This window comes from Paracoccus acridae (genome assembly GCF_014642735.1).
In the GTDB taxonomy this organism is placed as follows: domain Bacteria; phylum Pseudomonadota; class Alphaproteobacteria; order Rhodobacterales; family Rhodobacteraceae; genus Paracoccus; species Paracoccus acridae.
The window spans coordinates 169,455-182,352 of the sequence record NZ_BMIV01000004.1; the positions used below are offsets into that span (position 1 = coordinate 169,455).

15 protein-coding genes are annotated in these 12,898 nt (G+C 66.4%); 4 read left to right on the forward strand and 11 right to left on the reverse strand.

Features of this window, described 5'->3' with window-relative positions; genetic code table 11:
• Positions 1-32: 32 nt before the first annotated feature.
• A complete protein-coding gene (locus IEX25_RS08005; protein ID WP_229665099.1) occupies positions 33-350 on the reverse strand; it encodes a TM2 domain-containing protein in 318 nt (105 codons plus the stop codon).
• 74 nt (positions 351-424) lie between these two features.
• On the reverse strand, positions 425-1,666 hold the full coding sequence (locus IEX25_RS08010) for a hypothetical protein (protein WP_103171269.1): 1,242 nt from the start codon (positions 1,664-1,666) through the stop codon (positions 425-427).
• Positions 1,667-1,839: 173 nt separating this feature from the next.
• Here IEX25_RS08010 and pheT point away from each other — a divergent pair, with 173 nt between their 5' ends.
• Positions 1,840-4,227, forward strand: a complete 2,388-nt coding sequence (gene pheT, locus IEX25_RS08015) for a phenylalanine--tRNA ligase subunit beta (RefSeq protein WP_103171268.1) — start codon at positions 1,840-1,842, stop codon at positions 4,225-4,227.
• 116 nt (positions 4,228-4,343) lie between these two features.
• On the opposite strand, the gene IEX25_RS08020 is transcribed toward pheT, so the two are convergent.
• The 7 genes from IEX25_RS08020 to IEX25_RS08050 form a co-directional block, all read right to left on the reverse strand.
• Positions 4,344-4,574, reverse strand: coding sequence for a ribbon-helix-helix domain-containing protein (locus IEX25_RS08020; protein WP_103171267.1), 231 nt, complete (start codon positions 4,572-4,574; stop codon positions 4,344-4,346).
• A complete protein-coding gene (locus IEX25_RS08025) occupies positions 4,567-4,758 on the reverse strand; it encodes a DUF4169 family protein (RefSeq protein ID WP_103171266.1) in 192 nt (63 codons plus the stop codon). The genes IEX25_RS08020 and IEX25_RS08025 overlap by 8 nt, the downstream gene beginning before the upstream one ends.
• A 64-nt stretch (positions 4,759-4,822) precedes the next feature.
• Entirely contained in the window at positions 4,823-6,217 is a 1,395-nt protein-coding gene (fumC, locus tag IEX25_RS08030; RefSeq protein WP_188714679.1) for a class II fumarate hydratase, read from the reverse strand.
• 74 nt (positions 6,218-6,291) lie between these two features.
• Positions 6,292-7,188, reverse strand: a complete 897-nt coding sequence (locus IEX25_RS08035; protein ID WP_103171264.1) for a dihydrodipicolinate synthase family protein — start codon at positions 7,186-7,188, stop codon at positions 6,292-6,294.
• 55 nt (positions 7,189-7,243) lie between these two features.
• Positions 7,244-8,086: a transglutaminase-like domain-containing protein gene (locus tag IEX25_RS08040; RefSeq protein ID WP_103171263.1), complete on the reverse strand. Its 843-nt coding sequence runs from the start codon at positions 8,084-8,086 to the stop codon at positions 7,244-7,246.
• A complete protein-coding gene (locus tag IEX25_RS08045) occupies positions 8,086-8,508 on the reverse strand; it encodes an OsmC family protein (protein ID WP_103171262.1) in 423 nt (140 codons plus the stop codon). The genes IEX25_RS08040 and IEX25_RS08045 overlap by 1 nt, the downstream gene beginning before the upstream one ends.
• Positions 8,509-8,584: 76 nt before the next feature.
• Complete coding sequence (locus IEX25_RS08050) at positions 8,585-9,751, reverse strand: deoxyguanosinetriphosphate triphosphohydrolase (RefSeq protein ID WP_188714680.1); 1,167 nt, start codon at positions 9,749-9,751, stop codon at positions 8,585-8,587.
• Positions 9,752-9,829: 78 nt separating this feature from the next.
• Between IEX25_RS08050 and IEX25_RS08055 the strand changes: the two genes are divergently transcribed.
• On the forward strand, positions 9,830-10,153 hold the full coding sequence (locus IEX25_RS08055; protein WP_103171260.1) for a HesB/IscA family protein: 324 nt from the start codon (positions 9,830-9,832) through the stop codon (positions 10,151-10,153).
• Here IEX25_RS08055 and IEX25_RS08060 read toward each other — a convergent pair.
• Positions 10,150-10,722 carry a hypothetical protein gene (locus IEX25_RS08060; protein WP_188714681.1) on the reverse strand — a complete coding sequence of 191 codons (573 nt, stop codon included), beginning with the start codon at positions 10,720-10,722 and terminating at the stop codon, positions 10,150-10,152. The genes IEX25_RS08055 and IEX25_RS08060 overlap by 4 nt on opposite strands.
• Before the next feature lie 64 nt (positions 10,723-10,786).
• On the opposite strand from IEX25_RS08060, the gene xth reads away from it, so the two are divergent.
• On the forward strand, positions 10,787-11,572 hold the full coding sequence (gene xth, locus IEX25_RS08065) for an exodeoxyribonuclease III (protein ID WP_103171258.1): 786 nt from the start codon (positions 10,787-10,789) through the stop codon (positions 11,570-11,572).
• Here xth and IEX25_RS08070 read toward each other — a convergent pair.
• Positions 11,569-12,456 (reverse strand): cation diffusion facilitator family transporter, encoded by an 888-nt coding sequence (locus IEX25_RS08070; protein WP_103171257.1) that lies wholly within the window; start codon positions 12,454-12,456, stop codon positions 11,569-11,571. The two genes, xth and IEX25_RS08070, sit on opposite strands and share 4 nt — an antisense overlap.
• 115 nt (positions 12,457-12,571) lie before the next feature.
• Between IEX25_RS08070 and IEX25_RS08075 the strand changes: the two genes are divergently transcribed.
• Entirely contained in the window at positions 12,572-12,898 is a 327-nt protein-coding gene (locus IEX25_RS08075) for a YnfA family protein (RefSeq protein ID WP_103171256.1), read from the forward strand.

Here is a 12,898-nt window from a genome sequence, read left to right on the forward strand (position 1 = left end):
GCCGCGCGGCGATGCCGGCGCGGCCTTTTTCGTTACGAGCGGCCCGCCATCAGCCGCTGCCGGATCACGGCCTGGTCGCCCCGGATCATTCCGGGGATCAGGAACAGGTCGATGAAGGCCCAGACGCAGACAAGCGCGATGGGGATCCAGCCGATCAGGATCGGCGCGGTCAACCAGCCCAATCCCCACATCAGCAGCATAATGATGCCGCTGGCCCACCGGCCCAGATACATGCGATGCGCCCCGAATCCCCACAGCACGATCGCCAGCAGATAGGCGACCAGCTGCGATTTCGATTCGTTTGCAACGCGCTGTTCGATCAGCAATTGCTGTTGGACCTTGTCCGGCACGGGCTTCTCCTTCCGTCGGGCGGATCAGCCGCCCCTTGCAGATTAGATAGGACGGCCTGTTCCGGGTGCAAGGATCAGGGCACCCGCTGGAACCGGTCGAAGATCAGCCCGATCGGGCGGATCGGGCCGGTGGTGCCGTCGTTGCGGCTGACGTCGATCACCCCCAGGTGATAGCGGCCCGGTTCCAGCAGGACCGGCCCCAGGCGCGCATTCGTGCTGCCGTCGATGTCGTCGTTCTCGGCCACCGGGGCGCCCGACGCGGCAAAGAGCACCAGCTTGGGATCGGCACCCGTCAACGATCCATAGCCGCTGATGATCAGCACCGTCGGTTGATCCAAAGCCAGGCCCAGCCATTGCGCAGCGCCATCGTGCAGCACGACCGTCTGCGTCTGCTGGTCCAGATCGACGTCCTGGATCGGAAAGCCGCCATCCGCAGGCGGCGCCAGTTCCCCCCGGCGATAGGCGTTGCGAAGAAAGGCTTCGGGGTCCAGCTTTTCGGCGCTGAGGGTCACCTCTCCGGGCTGCCCGCTAAGCGAGGCGGCGGCGACGCAGTAATCCCCCGCCGCCAGCGGTGATGCGAAGTCCAGCCGGGAATTCAGGCCATCCGCGTCGTCATTCTCTGCCAGCAGCACGCCCTGGCCGTCGAACAGTTTCAGAACCGGATCCAGGGTCGGGCTGGCGGCGCGCAATGTCAGGGGCATCGGCTGTGACAGGCTGAAACGGTAATAATGCGTCGTCCCGTCCTGGGCCGTCGTCACCAGCCCCTGATCCAGCCGGCCGTTCAGGGCCTCGGGCGACAAGACCTCGGCGGGGGTGTCTGTCGTGCAAGGGGCGATCGCGTCCATGCCCGCTTGCTGATTGTCCCCGGCCAGCAGCGCGGGTTGGTCCTGGCGAGAGACCTGGACCGTCGCCGCCAGGGCGCCGTCGTTCGCCGACCGGAGTGTGACGCAATACACCCCCGGGCCAACCGAGGTTTCCAGCAGCGAATTCAAGGAAACCGCCGTATCGTCGTTCTCGGCGATCAGATGCCCGTCCTCGGTCAGCAGGGAAATCGCGGGATCTCCTTCGGGCGCCTCTGCCTCGACACGCAGCGCAAGGGCGTCGCCGCTGACACGAAAGGCAAAGAACGCCCGCTGGCCCGCCGCAACGTCGGCCGCAGTCACCAGGGGCGTTTCGCTGGTGGAAACATCCCCGTCAGCCTCTGCCCCCAGCCACTGTGCATCCTCGCCGCAGATCTGCGCGGTCGCAGGCAAGGCAAGACCTGTGGCGGCCAGAAGAACCAGTCCGGCCAGAACAGGTGGGCGGGGATGGGGCATGATCTACTCCGTGGTAGGATGGCGGTTTCGGGCGAACTCTTGCATTACGGAAGGGGCCGGGCAATCCGGGCCGACATTAATTCCGCCAAACTCGGCTTGACGCTTGACCATCCCGCCGTGGAACGGTTCAACGCAGGCAAACGCCCCTGCGGCGCGAAACGGAAAGCTGCGTCATGAAATTCACCCTCTCCTGGCTCAAAGAGCATCTCGATACGAACGCGACCCTGGATCAGATCACCGAGGCGCTGACCGACCTGGGCCTCGAGGTCGAGGAGGTGCGCGATCCCGCCGCCAAGCTGCGCAGCTTTACCCTGGCCCGCATCCTGCACGCGGAACAACATCCCGACGCCGACCGCCTGCGGGTCTGCCGCGTGCTGACGGACGAGGGCGAGAAGCAGATCGTCTGCGGCGCCCCCAACGCGCGCGAGGGGATCACGGTGGTGCTGGCCAAGCCCGGCGACTATGTGCCCGGCATCGACACCACTCTTGGCGTAGGCAAGATCCGCGGGGTGGAGAGCCACGGCATGATGGCGTCCGAGCGCGAGCTTGAACTGTCGGACGAACACAACGGCATCATCGAGCTTCCCTCGGGCGAGGTCGGACAACGCTTCGTGGACTGGCTGGCGCAGAACGCGCCGGAAAAGGTCGATCCGATGATCCATATCAAGATCACGCCGAACCGGCCCGATGCGCTTGGCGTCCACGGCATCGCCCGCGATCTGGCGGCGCGCGGCCTGGGCGTGCTGAAGCCCGTGGCGGATGCTGTGGTTCCTGGGCACTTCCCCAGTCCGGTCGGCGTGAGCATCGACCCGGCCATTGCCGACAAGGCCCCTTATTTCGCAGGCCGGGTGATCCGGGGCGTCAGGAACGGCCCCGCGCCCGAATGGCTGCAACAGCGCCTGCGCGCCATCGGGCTGCGCCCGATTAACACATTGGTCGATATCACCAACCTGTTCACCTATGACTTGAACAGGCCGCTGCATGTCTTTGACATGGCGAAGGTATCGGGGGATCTGGCGGTCCGTCCGGCTGCGGCGGGAGAGGAGATCCTGGCCCTCGACGGCAAGACCTATGCCCTGCCCGAAGGGGCCATGGTGATCGCTGACGCGAATGGCCCCGAAAGCATCGCGGGCATCATGGGGGGCGAACATTCCGGTTGTTCCGAAGACACTTCCGAGGTTTTCCTTGAAAGCGCCTATTGGGATCCTATCGCCATCGCGGCCACGGGCCGCGCGCTGAAGATCAACAGCGACGCCCGCTATCGCTTCGAACGCGGCGTGGACCCGGCCTTCACCCGCCCGGGGCTGGAACTTGCGACGCGGATGATCCTGGATCTGTGCGGAGGAGAGCCCTCCGAGGTGGTCGAGGCCGGCGCCGTTCCCGACACCGCGCGCGCCTATCTCCTGGACACCGCCCGCACCGCCAGCCTGGTCGGCCTGGACATCCCGGCGGATGAACAGCGCGCCACCCTGACCGCGCTCGGCTTCCGCATGGAAGGCGACATGGCCCATGTCCCGACCTGGCGCCCCGACGTCCTGGGCGAGGCCGACCTGGTCGAGGAGATCGCCCGCATCGCCAGCCTGACCAGGCTGCAGGGCCAGCCTCTGCCGCGTCCGCGTCCCGGCGTGCCCCAGCCGGTCCTGACCCCGCTGCAGGTCCGCGAACGCGCGGCGCGGCGGCAGGCGGCGGCGCTGGGTTACAACGAATGCGTGACCTACAGCTTCATCGACAGCGACGCGGCCGCGCTGTTCGGCGGCGGTACGGATGCGGTGCGGGTCGAAAACCCCATCAGCAGCGAGATGACGCATCTGCGCCCCGACCTGTTGCCCGGCCTTCTGGCAGCCGCTGCCCGCAACCAGGCGCGCGGCAGCGCGGATCTGGCGCTGTTCGAACTGGGTCCGGTCTTCGCAGGCGGCGAGCCGGGCGAACAGGCGACGCAACTGTCGGGCCTGATGATCGGCAACACGGCGCCGCGCGATCCCTTCGGCAGCCGCCGCAAGGTGGACCTCTACGATGCCAAGGCCGATGCCGAGGCCGTGCTGGCCACCATCGGCGCGCCCGCCAAGGTGCAGGTGAACCGCAAGCTGGACCCATGGTGGCATCCGGGCCGCGCGGGCAACATCGCCTTGGGCCCGAATGTCCTGGCGACCTTCGGGGAAATCCATCCCCGCATCCTGCGCGCCTTCGATGTCAAGGGCCCGGCCGTGGCCTTCACCGTCCGCATCGCCAACGTGCCCTTCCCCAAGGCCAAGACGGCAACCCGCCCGGCCCTTGCCATTTCGGAACTGCAGGCGGTCGAACGCGACTTCGCCTTCGTGGTCGATCCGCAGGTCGAGGCGCTGACCCTGGTCAACGCCGCCGCCGGGGCGGACAAGGCGCTGATCGACAGCGTGACGGTCTTCGACCAGTTCACTGGCCTTGAAGGCGGGCGCAAGTCCATCGCGATCACCGCGCGCCTGCAGCCGCGCGACAAGACCCTGACGGATGCGGAAATCGAGGCCGTCAGCCAGAAGATCATCGACAAGGTCCAGAAGGCGACCGGCGGCACCCTGCGCGCCTGAGCCTTCACTTTGGTCCAAATATCCTCGGGGCTTCCTAACGCCCGGAAAAAGGTCCAGTGGACCTTTTTCAGTGAGGAAGGGGCCGGCAGGCCCGAGCGGGGGCAGACAGCCCCCGGCTAACGCTGCAACTCTGCGATCACGAACAGGCGCAGGGCCGTCGCCAGCCCCACCTCGGGCGGGCGGGCGTGGTCGATCCGGCCGATCAGTTCGGCGCGGGTCATGCCCCGCGCGCGGGCCGCATCCGCGATGCCCCGCCAGAACGCATCCTCCAGCGAGACCGAGGTGCGGTGCCCGTCGATGGTCACCGACCGCTTGGCCGGGGGCGTCATCGGCGGCAGGTCAATCATTGCCTTGCGGATCGTCCAGCCGGTGCGCGTCATGGATGCGGTCCGCGCGCGCGGCCTCGGCCTGGCGCGCATCGCGCAGGGGCTTCGCCTCGCCGAACTTGGCGGCGTTGGCATCGCCCGCCGCGCGCTTGTCGTCGCGGGCGCGCTGCTTGCGGGCCTGCCGCAGGTTGATGATCTTGGTCATGGGTCCAATGAAAAACCGGGACGCGTCAGCATAACGCGCCCCGGCCCGATCAGGTCAAGCCCGATCAGCCCTTGGGGCTGATCATGTCCTCGGGGCGGACAACGCGGTCGAAGGTCTCGCCATCCACGAAGCCAAGGGCGATTGCTTCCTCGCGCAGGGTGGTGCCGTTCTTATGCGCGGTCTTGGCGACCTTGGTGGCGTTGTCATAGCCGATGGTGGGCGCCAGGGCCGTCACCAGCATCAGCGATTCCTTCATCAGCTTCTCGATCCGCGGGATATTGGCCTGGGTGCCCACGACCATGTTGTCGGTGAAGCTGCCCGCCGCGTCCCCCAGAAGCTGCATCGACTGCAGCACGTTATAGGACATCATCGGGTTATAGACGTTCAACTCGAAATGCCCCTGCGACCCTGCAAAGCCGATGGCCGCGTCATTGCCCATGACATGGGCGCAGACCATGGTCAGCGCCTCGGCCTGGGTCGGGTTGACCTTGCCCGGCATGATGGACGATCCCGGCTCATTCTCCGGCAGGATCAGTTCGCCCAGGCCGGATCTCGGCCCCGATCCCAGCAGGCGCATGTCATTGGCGATCTTGAACAGGGATGCCGCGACCGTCTTCAGCGCGCCCGAGAAGAAGACCATCGCGTCATGCGCGGCCAGGGCCTCGAACTTGTTGGGGGCGGTTACGAAGGGCAGGTCGGTGATCCTGGCGATTTCCGCCGCAATGGCCGTGTCCCAACCCTTTTTCGTGTTCAGCCCGGTGCCGACCGCCGTGCCGCCTTGGGCCAACTCATAGATGTCGGTCAGCGCCAGCTTGACGCGCTCGATGCCCTTGGCGACCTGATGGGCATAGCCGCCGAATTCCTGGCCCAGGGTCAGGGGCGTGGCATCCTGCGTATGCGTGCGGCCGATCTTGATGATGTCCTTGAATTCTTCGGACTTCGCGACCAAGGCCTTGTGCAGCTTTTCCAGGCCGGGGATCAGCGTGTCGCGGGCCACCATGCCGATGGCGACATGCATCGCGGTCGGGAAGGTGTCGTTCGAGGACTGGCCCATGTTCACATGGTCGTTCGGATGGACCGGCTTCTTGCTGCCCATCTCGCCGCCCAGGATCTCGATCGCGCGGTTCGAGATGACCTCGTTCGCGTTCATGTTGGACTGCGTGCCGGACCCCGTCTGCCAGACGACCAGCGGGAAGTTGTCGTCGAACTTGCCCTCGAAGACCTCGGTCGCGGCCTGTTCCATGGCCTTGCCGATGGACGGGTCCAAATCGCCATTGGCCTGGTTCACGCGGGCCGCTGCCAGCTTGATCGCGCCAAGCGCGCGGATGATCGCGACCGGCTGGCGTTCCCAGCCGATGGGAAAGTTCTGGATCGAGCGCTGCGTCTGCGCCCCCCAGTATTTGCTGGCGTCAACCTCCAGCGGGCCGAAGCTGTCGGTTTCGGTGCGGGTCTTGGTCATCGGAAGGCTCCCTCGCAATTTCGCGGGGTTCTATCCGCCGCGCGCGCGATAGGCAATCGGTATGCAACGGTATGCTAATGCTGGCGGGTGTCCAGGGCGGCGATGGCGGCGCGAAGTGTGTCGTCATGGTCAGACAGGGGCAGGATCGGGCGCGGCGGCTGGGCCTGGGTCAGGCCCATCAGGTTTGCCGCGTGATGCACGGTGCGAAAGCTGCTGCGCGTCCTGAACAGGTCCCACAAAGGCGCAAGTGTCGCGTCGATCCGTCCGACCTTGGCCGCGTCGCCCTGCCGCGCCGCGCGCACCAGCCGCAGCATCGGATCGGGCCACAGCCCTGCGGCGACGCTGTAGAAGGCATCCGCCCCCGCCAGCATCGCGGGTGCGCAAACCCAATCGACGCTGTAGCCGACCGAGAAGCCCTTTGGCAGGGCGGCGCGCAGTTCGGCGATCTGGCTCGCATAGTCGCCCGAGGACACCAGCGGCATCTTCACGCCCCGGACGGTGGGAAGGGTTGCCAGCCGGGCCAGCAGCGCGGTGGAAAAGGTGAAATGTGTCGTGCCGGGATTGTTGTAGATGCAGACCGGCAGGTCGCTGGCCGCGGCGATGGCGGCGAAATGGTGGAAGACCTCATCCTCGGTCAGCGGGGTATAGGACATGGGCGCGACCAGCAGCCCGGCGGCCCCAAGATCGGCCGCGTGGCGGGTAAGGCCCACGGCCGTGTCCGTGCGCAGCGCGCCGACCCCCACGATCACCGGGACGCGGTCGGCCAGTTCGGCCACGGCCGCTTCCGCCACGGCGCGCCGCTGGTCCGGGTCAAGATAGGCATAGCCGCCCGTGCTGCCCAGCACACAGATCGAATCCGGCCGGCCCTCTGCGACGTGGCGCAGGATTCGCTGAAGGTCGGGCAGCATGACGCGGCCGTCGGCGTCGGCGGGCGTGATGGGAAATGCGGAAAGGCCCTTGAAGACGGTCATGATGCGATCCTGCCCTGGGGGGGCAGGTGGTCACAGAGACGGGGCCAATGCAAGGTCAGGCGAACAGCATCCCGTCCAGTTCGTTGCCGAAGTCGTCGACAGCATGGCACCAGACGCGGAAGCCTGTCAGCGTATGGGTGCCGAACGTGTTGAGCAGCGGCACGTCGGCCGCGTCCAGCCCCCGCGCGACGACGACCCGGCCGATCCGCCGCTGGTTGTTGCGTGGATCGAAGGTCCACCACTTGCCGCCCAGGAAGACCTCGATCCAGGCGGCGAAATCCATCGGCGCGGCGGCGGCGGGCACGCCGATGTCGCCCACATAGCCGTTGACATAGCGGGCCGGGATGTTCAGCGCCCGCAGATAGCCCAGCGTCAGATGCGCAAAGTCGCGGCAGACCGCCACGCCGTCCTGTCGGGCGCTTGCGGCGGTGCGAAACTGCGAGGCCAGCTTGTAGTCGAAGACCATGCTGCCGTTCACATGGTCCACGATATGCTGCACCCGATTCCATCCGGGCGCGACATGGCCGAACAACTGCCAGGCCTCGTCGCTGACCAGGTCCACCTCGACATAGCGCGAGGCGGTCAGGTAGCCCAGGACCTCGGGTGGCAGGGCCTCGACCGCCCATTCGGCGGCGCCGAAATCGGCCTCGTCGCGCGTGCCGGGGTCGTTCAGGGTGATGTCGCTGAAGATCGTGAAGCTGCCCGCCGGCGCCACCATGCGCCGGCAGATGTTGCCGAAGCGATCGACATAGGTTTGGACCGGGACCGAGGGGATCGTCCTTGCATCCTCGGGGAAGACATAGTCGCGGTGCCGGGCCGTTTCCGGTGTCGTCAGGCTGATCAGCGGCGTGTCCTGCGGCACCTCGATCGTCATCTCGTGCCCGATCCGGATACGCATCACGCGACCGTCGCGTCCATCGTGACCTCGGCGTTCAGCAGCTTCGAGATGGGGCAGCCTGCCTTGGCCTTCTGCGCCAGTTCCTCGATCTGTGCCTTGTCGCCGTCGCCAGAGATCTGGGTCACAAGATGCGCCTTGGTGACGGTGAAGCCGTCGCCGTCCTTGTCCAGGGTGATCCGGGACGTGGTCTTGATGTCGATGTTGCCGATGCCGGCCTCGGACAGCATGTTCGACAGCGCCATGCTGAAGCAAGCCGCATGGGCCGCGCCGACCAGTTCCTCGGGGTTGGTGCCGGGCTCTTCGCCGAAACGCTTGTTGAAGCCATAGGACAGGCCGTCCAGGGCCCCCGACTGGGTCGATACCGTGCCCGTGCCGTCCTTCAGCCCGCCTTGCCAGGTGGCCGATCCGCTGCGTGTGACCATCGCGATGTCCTTTCTGCGCTCATCCTTTGGCGACTGAACGCGCGGAAGGGGCAGAGGTTCGCGGCTTGCGGAAATATCAGCGGCCGGGGAACAGCCGCTGATGTTCGGCGATGGCGAAGCGGTCGGTCATGCCTGCGACGTAATCAAGAACGATGCGGGCGCAGGCGGTTTCGTCGCCTGCCTTGCGGGCCAGATCGCTCCAATGATCGGGCATCTGGCCGGGATCGTGCAGGAACAGCGGGAACAGGTCGTTCAGCATCGCCGTGACATTGGTGCGTTCCACCACGACGGAAGGCGCGCGATACATGCGCGTGAACAGGAAGGACTTGATCGCCTTGATGTTCTGATACAGCGGCTTGGAAAAGCGGATGATCGGCCCGTCCATGTCGCGGATTTCCTGCGCCGATTGCGGCTGCAACCCGGCCAGACGGTTCTGGGCCACGGCGATGACGTCTTCCACCATGACGCCGAAGACGCGGCGCAGCGCCTCGTAGCGGCGGCGGGTCGGGTCGAGGCCGGGATAAAGATAGTCAACCTCGGCAAAGGCGGGGCCGACCACGGGCAGTTCGGCCAGTTCATCCTCGGTGAACAGTTCGGCGCGCAAGCCGTCATGCAGGTCGTGGTGGTTGTAGGCCACGTCATCGGCGACGGCCGCCACCTGAGCCTCGGCGCTGGCATTGGTGTGCAGTTCCAGATCCCAGTCGGCGTTCACCTCGGCCAGGGCATAGGGCAGGGGGCCGGTCACGGGGCCGTTGTGCTTGGCGATGCCCTCCAGCGCCTCCCATGTCAGGTTGAGGCCGTCGAAATCGGCGTAATGCCGTTCCAGCCGCGTGACGATGCGCAGCGCCTGGGCGTTGTGATCGAAGCCGCCATAGGGCTGCATCAAGGCGGCAAGCGCGTCTTCCCCGGTATGGCCGAAGGGCGGGTGGCCAAGGTCATGGGCAAGCGCCACGGTTTCGGCAAGGTCCGTATTCAGGCCAAGCGCGCCCGCGATGGTGCGCGCGACCTGGGCGACCTCGATCGTGTGGGTCAGGCGGGTGCGGAAATAATCGCCGCGATAGGCTTCCCCGTCATGTTCGACAAAGACCTGGGTCTTGTGCTTCAGCCGGCGAAAAGCACTGGAATGGATGATCCGGTCGCGGTCGCGCTGCCAGGGGCTGCGGAAGGTGGACATGCGTTCCGGGTGCAGCCGCCCGCGGCTGGCTTCGGGTTGGCAGGCGTAAGGGGCGATCGCACTGGACATCAGGGGGGCAGGGCCTTCCTTGCAACAGGTCTGGTGGACACTATATTTAGGCACTGCCGACGAAAACGGGAACGACCCATGAACCTGCCCCCCAAAGTCACCGAACGCGCCTTTGCCCGCCTGGCCGAGATCAACGATTCGGGCGAGGTCCGCCCGCTGCGCGTGGCCGTGTCGGGCGGCGGCTGTTCGGGTTTCCAATACGACATCCGCTTGGACCAGGCCGAGGCCGACGACCTGGTGCTGGAAGGCGCGGGCCAGAAGGTCGTGGTCGATCCGGTGTCGCTGCCCTATCTGGCAGGGGCCGTCATCGACTTTGCCGATGAACTGATCGGCGCGCGCTTCGTGATCGACAATCCCAACGCCTCGTCCAGCTGCGGCTGCGGGACGTCCTTCTCGATCTAGCCGCAGACCCGGGTGCGGGTATCCACGTCGATCTCCAGCCGCCGCAGGCCGGGGGTGGGCAGGCGGTTCCGATCATCCCTGAGTTCGTCGTCCAGTTCGATCACCTCCGTCGTTATCGTCAGGCCCTGGCACAGGTCCAGCGCACCCGATGAGGCGACGCGCACCTTCCCCTCGGTCTCGATCAGGCGGATGATATAGCCGTGCTTGCGCGCGACCGATGCGCCGAAGGTCATGGGTTCCGCGACTTGGGTCCATTCGGTGTCGGGACCGAACAGCGCATCCTCTCCCTGCCAGTCGGTGCCATGGGCAAAGCGGATGGTCCAGGTGCCCGGCGGCACCAGCAGGCGGAAGAACGTGCCGCCGTGGATATAACCCGCCATCACCGGATCGCCCCCGATGTCGGGCGACAGGAACAGCGCATAGTCGCGCCCGGGCAGGGTCTGCACGACCAGTGGCAGGGTCGCGGGCAGCCCGCTGCGGTTCCACATCAGCCCCGCGCGCGGCCGGTCCTGCGCCAGGGCAGGCAGGGCGAGGGCTATCGTCAGCAGAAGGGCGATCAGGCGGCGCATAGGGTGAAAGGTAGGTGTCCCGACCCCGGTTGCCAATCGCCGGGGGGCGGATAAAGATGCGCGCATGAAAATCGCGACATTCAACATCAACGGCGTCAAGGCCCGGATTCAGGCACTGACCGACTGGCTGGCGGGATCGGGCGCCGATCTGGTCGTCCTTCAGGAAATCAAGTCCGTGGACGAGGGCTTTCCCCGTGCCCATTTCGAGGATCTGGGCTGGACCGTCGAAACCCACGGCCAGAAGGGCTTCAACGGCGTGGCGATCCTGTCCAAGCTGCCGTTGGAGGACGTGACGCGGGGCCTGCCTGGCGACGAGGCCGACGAACAGGCCCGCTATATCGAGGCCACCGTCATCAGCAGCCAGGCGGTCCGCATCGCGGGGCTTTACCTGCCCAACGGCAACCCGGCGCCGGGGCCGAAATACGACTATAAGCTGGCCTGGATGGAACGCCTGCGCCTGCGTGCCGCAGAACTGATGGAAAGCGAACTTCCGGTGGTGATGCTGGGCGATTTCAACATCATCCCCGAACCGCGCGACGCCGCCCGGCCGCAGGCCTGGGTTGATGACGCCCTGTTCCTGCCGCAAAGCCGCGAGGCCTTCCGGCGGATCGTGAACCAGGGCTGGACCGATGCCGTCCGCATCCGCGATCCTTGGTCCACGCGCGGTCCCTTCACCTTCTGGGATTATCAGGCCGGGTCCTGGGCCAAGGACGATGGCATCCGCATCGACCACCTGCTGCTGTCGCCCCAAGCCGCAGACCTGCTGGTCGAGACGGGCATCGACAAGGAGGCCCGCGCCGGCGAAAAGCCCAGCGACCATGTGCCCGTCTGGGTCAGGCTGGCGGCCTAGAGCACCAGCACGCCCGAATGCTTGGCCTTGTGTTCGGGTTCGACATGGATGGTGATCTGCGCGTCATCCAAGCGGCGTTTCAACGCGGCCTCGATCCGGTCGCAGATGGCGTGGGCCTCGGCCACCGGGGTTTCGCCGTCCACGACCAGATGGAAGTCGATGAACGTCATGCTGCCCGCGTGCCGGGTCCGCAGGTCATGCGCCTCGATCGCCCCATCGGCGTTGTCCGAGATGGTGGTGCGGATATCGCGCAGCAGATCCTCTGGCACCGCCCTGTCCATCAGACCGCCCAGGGAAACCGCCATCACCTTCCATCCCGACCACAGGATGTTGATCGCAACCAGCCCCGCCAGCACCGGATCAAGGATCGGATAGCCCGAGATCACGGCCATCGACACGCCGAAGATCACTCCGGCCGAGGTGATGACATCCGACAGCAGATGCTGGCCGTCGGCGACAAGCGCCGGGGATTTCAGGCGGCGGCCGTGGCGGATCAGCACGAAGCACCAGCAGGCGTTGATGCAGCCCGCGAAGGCATTGATCAGCAGACCATTGACCGGGGCGTCCATGGGCTGGGGGTCGCGGATGCCGTGATAAGCCTCCTCGAGGATCAGCAGGGCCGCGACGATGATCATCACGCCTTCCAGGACGGCCGACATGAATTCGGCCTTGTGGTGCCCATAGGGATGGCCGCGGTCGGCCGGACGCTGGGCGATGCGGATCGCGATCAGCGCGGCAAGCGCCGTCGCCACGTTGACGGTGCTTTCAAGGGCGTCCGACAGAAGCGCGACCGATCCCGTGATGTGCCAGGCCAGGGTCTTCAGCCCCAGGACCACGATCCCGACTGCGATGCTGCCAAGGGCAATTTTGATGGTGCGATTCATCGCGACGGTCCTTCATGCCATGCCCCCCGTCGGGCTGCATGTGGCAGAACCCGCCCCCAGTTGCAACTGGAAAGGCGTGCTGGACGGCGCCGCAAGCCGTCGTTAGACGGGTCGGATGCAGGTGCTTGCGATCTATCTGACTGCCGCCTTGGCGGAAATCGCCGGCTGCTTCGCCTTCTGGGCGTGGTATCGGCTGGACAAGTCGCCGCTGTGGCTGGTGCCCGGCATGGCCTCGCTGGCGCTGTTTGCCTGGGTCCTGTCGCTCAGCCCGGCCGATCAGGCGGGACGGGCCTATGCGGCCTATGGCGGCGTCTATATCACCGCATCGCTCCTGTGGCTTTGGCTGGCCGAAGGGCGCAGGCCCGATCAGTGGGATGTGATGGGCGCCGCGATCTGCCTGGCGGGCGCCGCGGTCATCCTGTGGGGACCGCGCGCCGCCTGA

Excerpts from the sequence above, each read along its gene's own strand:
- pheT (WP_103171268.1), top strand. The coding sequence starts at position 1,840 with ATGAAATTCACCCTCTCCTGGCTCAAAGAGCATCTCGATACGAACGCG.
- IEX25_RS08040 (WP_103171263.1), bottom strand. The coding sequence starts at position 8,086 with ATGCGTATCCGGATCGGGCACGAGATGACGATCGAGGTGCCGCAGGAC.
- fumC (WP_188714679.1), bottom strand. The coding sequence starts at position 6,217 with ATGACCAAGACCCGCACCGAAACCGACAGCTTCGGCCCGCTGGAGGTT.
- IEX25_RS08055 (WP_103171260.1), top strand. The coding sequence starts at position 9,830 with ATGAACCTGCCCCCCAAAGTCACCGAACGCGCCTTTGCCCGCCTGGCC.
- IEX25_RS08045 (WP_103171262.1), bottom strand. The coding sequence starts at position 8,508 with ATGGTCACACGCAGCGGATCGGCCACCTGGCAAGGCGGGCTGAAGGAC.
- IEX25_RS08010 (WP_103171269.1), bottom strand. The coding sequence starts at position 1,666 with ATGCCCCATCCCCGCCCACCTGTTCTGGCCGGACTGGTTCTTCTGGCC.
- xth (WP_103171258.1), top strand. The coding sequence starts at position 10,787 with ATGAAAATCGCGACATTCAACATCAACGGCGTCAAGGCCCGGATTCAG.
- IEX25_RS08050 (WP_188714680.1), bottom strand. The coding sequence starts at position 9,751 with ATGTCCAGTGCGATCGCCCCTTACGCCTGCCAACCCGAAGCCAGCCGC.
- IEX25_RS08020 (WP_103171267.1), bottom strand. The coding sequence starts at position 4,574 with ATGATTGACCTGCCGCCGATGACGCCCCCGGCCAAGCGGTCGGTGACC.
- IEX25_RS08070 (WP_103171257.1), bottom strand. The coding sequence starts at position 12,456 with ATGAATCGCACCATCAAAATTGCCCTTGGCAGCATCGCAGTCGGGATC.
- IEX25_RS08025 (WP_103171266.1), bottom strand. The coding sequence starts at position 4,758 with ATGACCAAGATCATCAACCTGCGGCAGGCCCGCAAGCAGCGCGCCCGC.
- IEX25_RS08035 (WP_103171264.1), bottom strand. The coding sequence starts at position 7,188 with ATGACCGTCTTCAAGGGCCTTTCCGCATTTCCCATCACGCCCGCCGAC.
- IEX25_RS08060 (WP_188714681.1), bottom strand. The coding sequence starts at position 10,722 with ATGCGCCGCCTGATCGCCCTTCTGCTGACGATAGCCCTCGCCCTGCCT.
- IEX25_RS08075 (WP_103171256.1), top strand. The coding sequence starts at position 12,572 with ATGCAGGTGCTTGCGATCTATCTGACTGCCGCCTTGGCGGAAATCGCC.